This window comes from Legionella worsleiensis (assembly GCF_001467535.1).
In the GTDB taxonomy this organism is placed as follows: Bacteria; Pseudomonadota; Gammaproteobacteria; order Legionellales; family Legionellaceae; genus Legionella; species Legionella worsleiensis.
The window spans coordinates 140,546-152,799 of the sequence record NZ_LNZC01000012.1 but is presented as its reverse complement, the minus strand read 5'-3'; the positions used below and the strand labels follow the sequence as shown (position 1 = coordinate 152,799).

The following is a 12,254-nucleotide window of genomic DNA, read 5'->3' as shown; positions in this document are numbered from 1 at the left end:
ATTCTTTTTATACGCTGCTTGATAAAGTTACGAGACTAGAATTTGACAATAAATGAACTTATGTTGTATTTTCGCTAACTTACACTGTAGGAGCTCATTGTGATAAGATTTTTTTCAGATAGAACTACCGTAGGTATGTATACAAAATACTGTGCATTTAACGGTGTATTATCTGCGGCATATTATTATCCTCTAGCTTTTCATTCGCATCTCCTCATTGCACTCGATGCAACTGAAACAGTAAAGAATTTATCATTTAGTTTTTTTACAAAACAAAGTTCTTATGAAACAGAATCAATGTTTTCACTAAATATTAATCAAGCATCGAGAGCAGTTGATATCTCTTTTAATTCAGGTCCTGTACATTACACCATTAGCGTAGAAATAACAGAGGCGAGCCTCGAAAATTTAAATCAAAAAATATTGCAGTTGTACAAGCATCCCAAGTGTCAAATTGATTCTAAAATAACTATCAATCCAGAAGAATTATTAAGACAGTTTGCTCGATGTGCCACTTTTAATGAGGATGTAATAAAAGCAGCTCGCAGAACAATGGAAAGTGTTCGGGAAAATGCTCCTATATTTATTGAATTACTGGCAAGTAAAATTAATGAAGAATTAATAAAATTGGATGTGGGTGAGGAAACTCCAACGTCATCCTCATTTAATGAATCCCCAATCTTTTAGCAGCTTTTGTGCAGCCATAGCACTGCTCTGATACCAGACACACTGCGTGAAGTTTAAATTCTTTAGAATATTGCTTTCCTGCTGCCATTTTTTTCAGTTAAGTACATTATCTCTTAACTGGGATGTTAAAATCCATTAGACCAAGTCAATTAATCCCCTGTCCTAGTATTCAGTTGATTAGACTGTAATAAAACGCTAACTCTTGGTGATTGTTTTAGGTCAGAACACTGAATGTAATATCATTTCAACCCAGGAGATTAGATCATCATTTCTGAGGATTTTGGCAAGGTCTTTTAATTCGGTTTAGGCTTTTTTGATGGAGTCATGCCTGGTCAGAGTTGATTTGAAATAGTGCTTTAGGAATGATGTGCAAATATCCTAACGAATATGCTTTTTCAATGAGTTCTGATTTAGTCGTACAATTAAGTTTATTTTTTATATTTTCCAAATAAGATTCGACCGTCCTAACCGACAGGTTCAATTTGGTGCTGACGGATTTTGCTGAATGTCCTCTTAGTAGATAAAAAAAGCATTCTGTTTCCCGTTCAGAAAGGCTTATTTCAGGATAATTATCTTCGATGATAAAACTTTGTTGCCCCAATGATTTGTTTGATTTCGAATCAAATTCGCACAGAATCATTAAATTAAATACATTGGTGTGAGTGACATCATAAAAATGTTGGGCAATGGAAGATAACTGGTTGTCTTCATTTTTTAGTATGAATTTTTCGCCGTATACTATTCGCCAATTATCATCGTGGTAACAATAACGACCAAGAATTCTTAGCGTCTTTTTTTGCTGAATAACCAGCCTATCTTGACGAAAAAACTCGCTATGTTGCTCTGAGGCCTTGCATTTCATATCGCAATAAGAGCGACCCTGCATTTTATCTAAGGTTCTAAAACCCGATACCTTGAGAGAAAAGGCGTTACCGAATAAAAAGTTGGAATTTGCATCTAATATTGAAAAATAACCTGGAATTTGATCGAGCAAAAGGTGTGTATGCATTTTATTCGTATTTCGGTTGGTCCGTGAATTTTTATATATCATTTTGATTTAATATTATGCATAAAATTGCAGGGAATTGCAAGATATAGCTTAGTAAATGAGCAAGTAAAGTGAGATTGAGGATGTATCAATGAGTTAAAAAGCGGTTATTTCCAGCAATCCTATGCGTATGTCTTTATTTCTTGATAGAACCCCGTATTTTATACGGTTATAAAATCCACCTGGTTACCTGTTAAAATGTTAATTTGGCAAGCCAAGGGAAACACAAACGGCTCATTCAATTATAATTTGTTAAAAAATCACTTATAACAGATTTGAATTATTAGTTGAGACAAGTAGTGAATTCGATAACATCTAACCCCCATGATTGTAGACCTGGTTTTCCAAATTTCGTTGTCAACCCCGTAATGTCAACACACTGGCAGAAAATTTAAATTTCTGGAATGTGAGTTTATTACACTTATTGAGGCAGTTTTTTATGTGCGGTGATGCTCTTTTTATGTTCGGTATTCATGCAAAATTTGCTCAAATTAAAAAATCCCCGTTCAGTAAAAAAGTTGAAACGCATTACTATGACGATCAATCGAAAAGAACACTATGTGGAACTTCTGTTAGAAGTGCTGTAGAAAAAAAGTTACTTGCTGGGATATCAACCGAGTTTCGTACTACCTATTTCGATCATACTGGAGCTCAATGCGGCACATCAATAAGTACTTTTTCGGATGGATATGTCCCTAAATATAAAACAGTTTATTATAATATCAATGGAAAAAAAGTGGGTAGCTCGAGTTCATCATTACTTAAAGACGATTCGGAAATTTGCACGACTACCTATGAAGATGACGAACACAGAATTTTTGCTAACTCAAAAACCTCTAGCGCCGGTTCCCATTCCTACCAAACATCCTATAGAGTAGATGCTCGAAATAAGGTACTCCCCATGCGGGAGCAGGTAGCAACAACGTCTTATGGATCTTTTTATCAACAACCAAAACCGAAAAGGAAAATTCCCACGCCTCCTCCCCGCCCAACTCCAAGTATTTATATCCCAACTCGTAGTTATGTTCGCCCATTAGATTATCCAAGTCTGTTGGCTTGTTATAGCCGATACAGTAACAATCCAAGGGCGATAAATGCAATTTTTCACCCCACAGTTAACATAGAAGAAACGATACTCATGTTGCACAACCGGGCAAGCAGATCTCCCAATGGACCAGCTGCTAATGTAATGAAAGATTTTAAGATCAGAATTAAAACCCAACGTCATACTGACCAATATTTCTTCATACAAATCTTTTCAGATGAAAAATTATTTTCTGGAGCGAGATTACCTGTTCAAGTCTTACATAATACAAAAATTCCCCAAGCCAGAAGAGCACCTCCTTCTGAGGAATGCTGTGGCTGTATTTCAAGGCTTTCCAGTCTGTTTAGTTAAGGAAGCTAGTACTTTGGCTTTATAATGCTCCGTTTGTACGCATGATATTTAAAAAGTTTATTTAGTTTGCCCCCTTCAATTAATATTCAGTTTTCACCTCACAATGCAAACCCTTGCTCTTCTGGTGAACAGGTTTAAACCAGCTCACAGAAGGCTTTCACCTGCGAGAATAGCGCTATGGCCAGTGCACTTAAAACCTTGATTGCGCTGCGCTGCATCAACTACTATCACTCCGTTATCATAGCGAACAGTACTTGGTCATCTAAAAGATTCTGACATAAACCAACACACAAGCTAAACTAAATCGTACATCATCGAATTCAGGGATGTTTTATAATCAGGAGGAAAGGAATCATGTCAAGTCAGGAAGACAATGTCCAAAAAGGCTTTCTTGAAGAGTGGATACTTAATTGCACGGAGTATTCAAATAGAAATTTGCAAAATCTGTTGAAACGACTGCCCTACACCGACACGAAAAGACTCGCATTAATTCATATTAACCCTAAAAAAACCTCTTTCTGGAAAAAAACATCAGCCAATACGCAACAGGTATTTGATGCCATCAAAAATAACCCCTTTATTGAAACTCTGGAGCTTAGCAATGACTTTGTTAAATCAATTCCCAAACCTCTAAACAAACAAGGCAGCTATATCAAAGCCACCCAATTAGAAAACATGCGTTCATTAAAACATTTAATAGTACACAATCAGAATTGGGATGAACGCTTCTTCAGCAGTCTCCTCACATTTCTTAGTAGCGATACGTGTCAACTGGAAAGCCTGGAATTAAAGCAGCCTTTGTCAGAAGAAGAACAGCACCGGATTAATGATCACATTAATGAATCGACATTGTTAAAAACTAGTCAAGGAAGTAATTTACTTAATCTATAAATATAGACTAAACTTATACATATGAACATTAATTATTTAAATTGTTTTAAAAAGAACAATAATAGGAGGATAAGACTTTTTTCTATTCTGTTAAAGAATAGGCTAAAGGTACAGTAGTTTGAATACCTGATGGAGATTACCGTGTTGATACAACCGGTACAACCAGTAAACGTGACCATCAAAACTGGCGATATCGTTCATGAATGCCACATGATAAGCCTTTCTGATACAGAATTGACTTTAACAGGCCATGATTATCTCGAAAAAGACTTAAGGGTTTTGTTTACAGCGCATTACTTTAGGGGTATTGGGACTGTACGTGAAATAGAATTCATCAAATACTATTTCACGTTTAAATTAGAAGTTGAGCACATTCAGTTCAAACCGGGCTTACTAATCGACACCCGGTTGTAACCTGCTCTATGCGTATCTAACTCACAGCCAATAAACAAAGAGGAAGAGAAACAGCCATACCACATCCACGAAATGCCAGTACCATGCTACACCCTCAAAAGCAAAATGGCGTTCAGGTGTGAAATGTCCTCGTTTGCAGCGAATTAATATGACAATCAGCATGATGGTTCCAAGGGTCACGTGTAAACCGTGAAAACCAGTCAGCATGAAAAAGGTTGTTCCGTAGATTCCTGATGCCAATGTCAGATTCATTTCTTCATAAGCTTCATGATATTCATAAGCCTGTAACATCAAGAAGAGAATACCAAGAGCAATAGTCAAAGACATGCCAACCAGTAACTGGGTACGTTTATTTAACTTCAATGCCCAATGAGCCCAGGTTATGGTTACCCCTGATGTCAAAAGAATTAAAGTGTTAATAGCAGCCAGACCCCATGCCCCCATGGCTTCATGAGCACCTGCAAAAATCTGATTATTCGGGTTATCCAGTAAAGGCCATGACGCTTTAAAATCAGACCATAAAGTGAAGTGAGTGATGGGATGAACCTCACCTCCTAGTAAAGGTATTACCCAAAAACGTGCAAAAAACAACGCACCAAAAAACGCTCCGAAGAAACACACCTCGGAAAAAATAAACCAACACATTCCCCAGCGGAAACTGCGATCAACTTGCAGATCATAAAGTCCCTTGCCATTTTCATATATTACCTGACCAAACCAGCCAAACATCATAAAGATCATAATACAAAGTCCAGCTGTAAATATGTACGGACCATACCAATCAACATGAAGCCAGGATGCCGCTCCAACGAGGGTAGTCAGTAATCCAATTGAGCCCACCAAAGGCCAGTGACTGGGCTTGGGGACATAATAAGTACCGTGCGCTCCCATTGTATTTTAATCTCCTGTGTCAATAAATCAGTCTACAAATGCTGATTCCCGGGTCTGTTTATATTTCATGACATTCTGTTCATTTGCAATTAGAGAGCTTTAGAACTCCATCTTGCACTTTATGAATAAAACGCCATGTTCTAATTCATCATACGTTCTGATACATCAAATAATGTATAAGACAAGGTTACTGTATTAATCTGTTCTGGCAAGTCCGCATCCAAATGAAATAACAAAGGCATATCCATCGCTTCATGGCCGTTCAGAGTTTGTTGTGTAAAACAAAAACATTCAGTCTTTTTTAAATATTTAGCTGCAATACCGGGTGTAACACTTGGAATTGCTTGCACGGTCATTCTATGATCTGTTTTATTTTCAGCATAAAAAGACAGCTTGGCTATCTCTCCCGGATGCACTTTAATTTTGGAGATTTTTGGGTAAAAATCCCACGGTATGCCGCTGTTGTTCGTTGCAACGAACTCAACTAAAACCACTCTGTCTTTAGTGATTTTTGCTTTAGTTACATCATAGGCTATGGCTTGCGGGTTTGTTTTACCGTTAATGCCCAATGTACGACACAGGGTATTGTATATGGGCACCAGTGCAAAACCAAAAGCAAACATACCTAAAACAACAAGAGTCAGTACAATCAGTAATTTTCGTTGCTTCTTTGCATTACTCATACAACTCCACCTTTAGTGAATCTCAGGTGGAGTAGAAAAAGTATGGTAAGGCGGCGGAGACGGTAAAGTCCATTCTAAACCATGCGACCCCTCCCAAACACGATCTGTGACCACGTCTTTTTTAGTGCCTTTTTTGCGTATAGTAAGGATGACGTTGGCTAAAAACAATAATTGCGACAGGCCAAAAATGAAAGCCCCGACAGTTGCAATAATATTAAAATTAGTAAATTGCAAGGCATAATCAGGAATCCTTCTCGGCATACCGGCTAAGCCAAGGAAATGCATGGGGAAGAATGTCAGGTTAACCGAAATAACGGATAACCAGAAATGCCATTTGCCCATACACTCATTGTACATGTGCCCCGTCCATTTTGGCAGCCAGTAGTACGTTGCGGCAAATAGGGAAAATATAACGCCAGGAACCAAAACATAGTGGAAATGTGCGACTACGAAATAACTGTCCTGATATTGGTAATCAGCAGGCACTAAAGCAAGCATTAAACCGGTGAACCCGCCTATGGTAAACAGAAATACGAAACCCAGTGCGAAAAGCATAGGCGTTTCAAACGTCATTGCTCCTTTGAACATGGTACTCACCCAGTTAAATACTTTAATCCCCGTTGGAACGGCAATCAGCATGGTGGTATACATGAAAAAGAGTTCGGCACCAAGAGGAACACCAGTGGTAAACATATGATGCACCCAAACTATGAAGGACAACAACGCAATACTCACTGTTGCATAAACCATAAAATGGTAGCCAAACAGAGGCTTACGGCTAAATGTTGGTATAATTTCTGAAATTACGCCAAATGCAGGGAGTACCAATACATACACTTCAGGGTGACCAAAAAACCAGAAAATATGCTGAAACAGAATAGGATCCCCACCGCCTGCGGCATTAAAAAAACTGGTTCCAAAATGTCTGTCAGCCAACATCATGGTTACCGCACCAGCCAGTACCGGCATAATCGCTATCAATAAAAACGCAGTAATCAGCCAAGTCCACACAAACATGGGCATTTTCATCAAAGTCATACCAGGAGCCCGCAAGTTCAAAATCGTTGCGATGATATTGATAGATCCCATGATCGATGAAAGCCCCATCATGTGAATGGCAAAGATCATAAAATCGGTGCTTGGCGGTGCGTATTTGGTGGATAAAGGTGCGTACATAGTCCAACCAAAGTTAGGACCGCCACCCGCATGGAACATAGTTGAAAACAACAGACAAAAAGCAAAAGGCAATATCCAGAAGCTCCAGTTATTTAGTCGTGGAAGAGCCATATCGGGAGCACCAATCATCAATGGTATCTGCCAGTTTGCCATCCCTGTAAAAGCAGGCATTACAACACCAAATAGCATAATCAGCCCGTGCATGGTGGTCATTTGATTGTAAAAATTAGGATCGACAAACCTATGACCTGGCTGAAAAAGTTCAGCCCTGATAATCAACGCCATACCGCCTGCGACAAAAAAACTTATCATAGCCAACCATAAATACAAGCTGCCTATGTCTTTATGGTTTGTGGTGAACAACCAGCGTTTTACAAATCCCATCAATCCTTTACCCTGTTCTGGACCATGATCCTCATGGGAATCTTCTGTATGTGCTAATGCCTTGCTCATTGTAAACCTCCTGCTTTAGCTTTATTAACCATGGTAGGTTTTTTAATTGTACTTTGCCGTAATTTAGCGACCTCTGACGGTTGTATTTCATCATCAGTATTATTACCCCAAGCATTACGTTCGTAAGTAGTAATTGCGGCGATTTCTTCATCGGTCAACTGATCTCTGTAAGGCATCATGCCGGCTGATCCGGGAATACCATCGAGAATCAAATTGATATGACGTGCTATTGGTCTTCCTACTGCTACAGAACTGCCTTTTAATGCAGGATACATGGGTGGAAGCCCGGTTCCATCTGCTTTATGACAAGCAGAACAAAATTGTTCGTATTTTTGCTTACCTAAAGTCATTAATTGAGTTCGGGTCATCGTTGCTTGCTTGCCAGGCTCATCTTCTGTTTTTGCATACTGATCAGCGACTTTTTCCTGATTGGCGACCCATTCCTTAAATTCGTTCTCTGTTACAGCCTTAACCACTATAGGCATAAAACCATGGTTAATACCGCACAATTCAGCACACTGGCCTCTGTATACCCCTGGTTTTTCAATTCTGGCCCATGCCTCATACATAAAACCAGGAATAGCATCTCGCTTAATACCCAGTTCAGGAACCCACCAGGAATGGATTACATCGTTAGAAGTAACAAGAAAACGAATTTTCTGATTTATGGGTAAAACCAATGGCTTATCCACTTCCAAAAGATACCACTGACCTTTTTTCTCTTTGTTTTGTATTTGATCGTAAGGTGTCGATAAATTACTGTAATAACTGATACCCTGATCAAGATACTGGTATTGCCATCTCCATTGATATCCAACAACCTTAATCGTAACATCGGACTGACTGGAATCATCCATACGAATTAGTACTCGAGTAGCAGGCACCGCCAAACCAACAAGGATTAAAAAAGGAATAATGGACCAGACGATTTCAAGGCGAGGATTGTCATGGAATGATGCGGGTTTATACCCCTTGGATTTTCTGTGATGAATAAGAGAGTAAATCATTACTCCAAATACAACGACACCAATAACAGCACATACGGCCATACATACCATATGCAAATAATACATATCATGGCTTAAAGGTGTTACCCCTTTGTACATGTTTAACTGCCAGTTATCCGCAGCCGCCCAAACTGCTTGAGCCGATACAAAACTGCACAGCATTACCACCAATCTACAGATCTTTAACCTGTTTAACATCACAATCCCTCATCTCTTCAAGTTGCCGGGTTGACCCGGCTCGTTTTTAATCGATTAAACTACTATAACCAGTCTGTATCTCTACCACAGAGAATAATTTCCCTCAGTTTTAGATTGACTGATGATGTATTTGATTGCCTCTATCACTTCGTCTGTAGTGCATTTTTTACAACCACCGTTTTTAACATGGCCTTTACCATTAACCGTATTTTCGATCAAAACATCCATATTTTTAGCGATTAAAGGAGCCCATGCTTGTTTGTCGCCAATTTTAGGAGCACCTAATTTACCTTCATTGTGACAAACGGCACAATTTTCGTTGTATGTATTTTCTCCATTCGCTGGATATTTTTCTGCTCCGCCTGTTTTCAAGTCTAGCCACTGAGCTCGTGTCAAGGATTTATTCAGGATATAGTCCACAGAGGCGATGATGTCGTTATCAGAACAAGTAACACAAGCCCCTTTAACGGGCATGGAGTTGTAGCCGTTGATGACATGCCGATACAGACCAGTTAGGCCACTACCTTTCAAACGAGCATACCAGTTAGCGGGATCGCCTATCACAGGTGCACTCATTTGACTGTCCTGATGGCAAATAATACAGGCCTTCAAATAAACCTGTTTTCCACGGGCTAATGTTGGGGGCATATCCGAAGGCGACACACCATAGCGTTCTTCACTCACCACAGTCTTAAGGTATGCAGCAATAGCCAACTGATCAGCTTCTGTTAAGTATTGTAAGCTGTTGTGATTTACCTCAGACATAGGGCCTGCAACCGGACCTGCATTATTTATGAGCTCATTTTTTCTGAACACATCAGCTACCTCAGCCGTTGAAGCCGATTCCAACCCGTATTTGGTAATGTTAGGAGCCCAATACCCATCGATGAAACTGCCGGTTAAGTAGTATCGATTCTTGGGAGCGCCAAATACGTTTAATGGGGTATGGCACATACTGCAATGCCCCAAAGTATCAACTATATACCGGCCACGATTCCACTCAGGAGACTTATCCGCTTCATATTCAATGGCATTGTCCTCAGGAAAGAAAAACAAAATATTCCAACCCCAAAGGGAAAATCGTGCCCCGGGAACGCCAAAGGGGAAAGGCAAATCCTTATTCTTCTGATTCACCGCAGGAATGCTCATAAAATAAGCATATAAAGCCCGAGCGTCATCATCAGTCATTTTCGAAAAATAAATATAGGGGAAGACTGGAAAATAATTTCGTCCTTGAGGATCTCTACCTTCTTTAAGCGCACGAATAAAATCCTGCTCAGTCCAGTTACCTATCCCAGTTTCCTTATCCGGGGTGATATTGGGGCTATAAAATGTTCCAAAAGGAGTTTCCAGGGGTAAGCCACCCGCATAAGCTGGTGTACCGCCTTTGACGTCAGTATGACACGCAATACAGTCGCCCATTTTTGCCAAATATTCACCACGCTGAATCAACTCCTGTTGCACACCAGATGCGGGAGTTGTCGGAGGATAGGCCGGGTAATAACCATCGATTAGGGGTTCAATAGGCTTACTTGTCACTTCTTCAGCATAAACGGGTTGACCCATAACACCGAGTATCGCTAATGATACAGCAGCCATAAACATTTTTCTAAACAAAGAGCCCACGCTCCCTCCTATTTGTTCTTATTTTGTATGCTTCTCTAGTGGAGATAGAATAAATGACGCATTTTATACTTCTCTCTAGTTAAGATGCAATGTATTCAGGTTTTTAAATAACCCTTTTATTCATATGCTGTCTTGATATTATGTGTTCAGCACATCTTCACTTAACCAATATGCAAAAAATCAATGCAAATGGTGCCGCAACTGCTTATTTTTTACTAACAGAATAAGCATATCACTGTTATAATGTACAACTTTTAATACCAGGAATCGAATCATGGCGTTTAAACCGGCAATGGAACTGAAACAATTACAACAAGAAAAGCGGCACGTGATGACAATTGACGACCAGAAAATACTGTTTATCTGGCATAAAGAGCAAGTTCATGCAATCCAGTCACAATGTCCGCATCTGAAACTGCCTTTGGTAAAAGGCGTTATCACTGATGATTGTGCCATAGTTTGTCCCTTTCATAAAAGTGAATTTGATTTAAATACCGGAGAAACCAAATGTTGGTCTGCATGGCCTCCTGTAGTCGGACCTCTATTGGGCAAAATAACCACAAAAAAGGACTTAAGAGTCTATCCAACCCACATTGAAGATGGGCAAATCATGATAGACCTATAAAAGGGTCTCTTAACCAAATTATAATAACGAGGCGTTAGGTGTGAAAATTATCAATGCGATGTTCTCCAAAGTGAACGGGGGACTGGAACAAGTATTTTTAAACTACACTAAAGCGCTTACCCTGCAAGGTAATCATGTTATTCCCGTTATTCATCCCAGGGCAGAAATAAAAAACAGCTGCCCTCAAAATCACTTGAAAACAATTCATAACTTTAACCAATACGATTACCTCGCCATATACCGCCTTAGGCAACTGATACAAAAGGAGCAACCAGACTGTGTGATCACCCACAGCTACAGAGCGGCTTACCTGTTAAACAAAACCAAAACCAATGTCCCTAAAATTGCCGTATGTCATGTTCGTGGTCACTACAATTTCGGCACAGACGCAATTATTGCGATAACCGACCAGATGCGGCAAGACATCATTAATTCGGGTATAGCCGCTGATCGGGTTTTTACCGTTCCCAATATGGTTCACATCCCCGAAGAATTAACCTTCAAAGAACCCGCACAATTTAAGGTACCCATTATAGGTGTATGTGCTCGGCTGGCGAAAATTAAAGGGGTAGATGTATTCATCAACGCTTTAGCTGAATTGAAGAAACGAAACATTGCATTCAAAGCACAAATTGCTGGCGATGGAAGTGAAAAAGAACACTGCATTGCATTAATCCAAGACCTTGATCTGAATGAAAACGTCCAATTATTAGGATGGATAGAGGACAGACATTCTTTTTACAAAAATCTGGATATTTTTTGTCTTCCCTCCCGAGAAGAAGCTTTTGGTCTGGTCGTCCTGGAAGCAATGATGCACTCTTTACCCATGGTCTTGAGTCAATTATCAGGGCCTGTGGAAATTGTAGGCGACACCCAAAGTGCGCTTTTGGTACAACCTGAAGATCCGATCAGTATGGCTGATGCTCTCGAACAAATCATTACCGATCAGCAATTAGCCAAAAAACTGGCATTTAACGCATTTCAACGAGTACAACATTATTCCAGCATCAATACAGCACCCGTTTTACATAGGGTTTTAGAAACCGTTTGTCAAAACTATCGGTTTATTAAAAACTAGGGGCTGTTGACAATTCAGCAACGCCAACGTGCCGTGGCTTGTCCACGGCATCCAGTAGATGGTCCAATTAAAATATGAACT

12 protein-coding genes are annotated in these 12,254 nt (G+C 39.6%); 6 read left to right on the top strand and 6 right to left on the bottom strand.

Annotation, left to right across the window (positions count from 1 at the left end; all coding sequences use genetic code 11):
- Nucleotides 1-99 precede the first annotated feature (99 nt).
- Nucleotides 100-687: a hypothetical protein gene (locus tag Lwor_RS06540; RefSeq protein ID WP_058493098.1), complete on the top strand. Its 588-nt coding sequence runs from the start codon at nucleotides 100-102 to the stop codon at nucleotides 685-687.
- 322 nt (nucleotides 688-1,009) lie between these two features.
- On the opposite strand, the gene Lwor_RS06535 is transcribed toward Lwor_RS06540, so the two are convergent.
- Nucleotides 1,010-1,696 carry a PAS and helix-turn-helix domain-containing protein gene (locus tag Lwor_RS06535; RefSeq protein ID WP_058493097.1) on the bottom strand — a complete coding sequence of 229 codons (687 nt, stop codon included), beginning with the start codon at nucleotides 1,694-1,696 and terminating at the stop codon, nucleotides 1,010-1,012.
- 478 nt (nucleotides 1,697-2,174) lie between these two features.
- Between Lwor_RS06535 and Lwor_RS06530 the strand changes: the two genes are divergently transcribed.
- The 3 genes from Lwor_RS06530 (at nucleotide 2,175) to Lwor_RS06520 (ending at nucleotide 4,436) form a co-directional block, all read left to right on the top strand.
- Nucleotides 2,175-3,131 (top strand): hypothetical protein, encoded by a 957-nt coding sequence (locus Lwor_RS06530; protein ID WP_058493096.1) that lies wholly within the window; start codon nucleotides 2,175-2,177, stop codon nucleotides 3,129-3,131.
- 354 nt (nucleotides 3,132-3,485) lie between these two features.
- Nucleotides 3,486-4,022 carry a hypothetical protein gene (locus tag Lwor_RS06525; RefSeq protein ID WP_058493095.1) on the top strand — a complete coding sequence of 179 codons (537 nt, stop codon included), beginning with the start codon at nucleotides 3,486-3,488 and terminating at the stop codon, nucleotides 4,020-4,022.
- Nucleotides 4,023-4,163: 141 nt separating this feature from the next.
- On the top strand, nucleotides 4,164-4,436 hold the full coding sequence (locus Lwor_RS06520; RefSeq protein WP_058493094.1) for a hypothetical protein: 273 nt from the start codon (nucleotides 4,164-4,166) through the stop codon (nucleotides 4,434-4,436).
- Between the two features lie 21 nt (nucleotides 4,437-4,457).
- Here Lwor_RS06520 and Lwor_RS06515 read toward each other — a convergent pair whose 3' ends face one another.
- The 5 genes from Lwor_RS06515 to Lwor_RS06495 all read right to left on the bottom strand — a co-directional run bounded on the left by Lwor_RS06515 (nucleotide 4,458) and on the right by Lwor_RS06495 (nucleotide 10,470).
- Nucleotides 4,458-5,327 (bottom strand): cytochrome c oxidase subunit 3, encoded by an 870-nt coding sequence (locus tag Lwor_RS06515; RefSeq protein WP_058493093.1) that lies wholly within the window; start codon nucleotides 5,325-5,327, stop codon nucleotides 4,458-4,460.
- Nucleotides 5,328-5,467: 140 nt separating this feature from the next.
- Nucleotides 5,468-6,010 carry a cytochrome c oxidase assembly protein gene (locus tag Lwor_RS06510; RefSeq protein ID WP_058493092.1) on the bottom strand — a complete coding sequence of 181 codons (543 nt, stop codon included), beginning with the start codon at nucleotides 6,008-6,010 and terminating at the stop codon, nucleotides 5,468-5,470.
- Nucleotides 6,011-6,022: 12 nt separating this feature from the next.
- A complete protein-coding gene (gene ctaD, locus Lwor_RS06505; RefSeq protein ID WP_058493091.1) occupies nucleotides 6,023-7,639 on the bottom strand; it encodes a cytochrome c oxidase subunit I in 1,617 nt (538 codons plus the stop codon).
- Nucleotides 7,636-8,844: a cytochrome c oxidase subunit II gene (gene coxB / locus Lwor_RS06500; protein ID WP_058493090.1), complete on the bottom strand. Its 1,209-nt coding sequence runs from the start codon at nucleotides 8,842-8,844 to the stop codon at nucleotides 7,636-7,638. Before coxB ends, ctaD begins: the two co-directional genes overlap by 4 nt.
- 81 nt (nucleotides 8,845-8,925) lie before the next feature.
- Nucleotides 8,926-10,470, bottom strand: a complete 1,545-nt coding sequence (locus Lwor_RS06495; protein ID WP_058493089.1) for a c-type cytochrome — start codon at nucleotides 10,468-10,470, stop codon at nucleotides 8,926-8,928.
- A 274-nt stretch (nucleotides 10,471-10,744) separates the two neighbouring features.
- Between Lwor_RS06495 and Lwor_RS06490 the strand changes: the two genes are divergently transcribed.
- Both Lwor_RS06490 and Lwor_RS06485 read left to right on the top strand, forming a co-directional pair.
- Entirely contained in the window at nucleotides 10,745-11,095 is a 351-nt protein-coding gene (locus Lwor_RS06490) for a Rieske (2Fe-2S) protein (RefSeq protein ID WP_058493088.1), read from the top strand.
- A 40-nt stretch (nucleotides 11,096-11,135) separates the two neighbouring features.
- The gene (locus Lwor_RS06485; RefSeq protein WP_058493087.1) at nucleotides 11,136-12,173 is read left to right on the top strand and encodes a glycosyltransferase family 4 protein; all 1,038 of its coding nucleotides are present in this window, start codon (nucleotides 11,136-11,138) and stop codon (nucleotides 12,171-12,173) included.
- Nucleotides 12,174-12,254 lie beyond the last annotated feature (81 nt).

Bases quoted from the DNA above. Each gene is read 5' to 3' on its own strand.
- coxB (WP_058493090.1), bottom strand. From the start codon at position 8,844: ATGTTAAACAGGTTAAAGATCTGTAGATTGGTGGTAATGCTGTGCAGT.
- Lwor_RS06510 (WP_058493092.1), bottom strand. From the start codon at position 6,010: ATGAGTAATGCAAAGAAGCAACGAAAATTACTGATTGTACTGACTCTT.
- ctaD (WP_058493091.1), bottom strand. From the start codon at position 7,639: ATGAGCAAGGCATTAGCACATACAGAAGATTCCCATGAGGATCATGGT.
- Lwor_RS06515 (WP_058493093.1), bottom strand. From the start codon at position 5,327: ATGGGAGCGCACGGTACTTATTATGTCCCCAAGCCCAGTCACTGGCCT.
- Lwor_RS06530 (WP_058493096.1), top strand. From the start codon at position 2,175: ATGTGCGGTGATGCTCTTTTTATGTTCGGTATTCATGCAAAATTTGCT.
- Lwor_RS06535 (WP_058493097.1), bottom strand. From the start codon at position 1,696: ATGCATACACACCTTTTGCTCGATCAAATTCCAGGTTATTTTTCAATA.
- Lwor_RS06490 (WP_058493088.1), top strand. From the start codon at position 10,745: ATGGCGTTTAAACCGGCAATGGAACTGAAACAATTACAACAAGAAAAG.
- Lwor_RS06525 (WP_058493095.1), top strand. From the start codon at position 3,486: ATGTCAAGTCAGGAAGACAATGTCCAAAAAGGCTTTCTTGAAGAGTGG.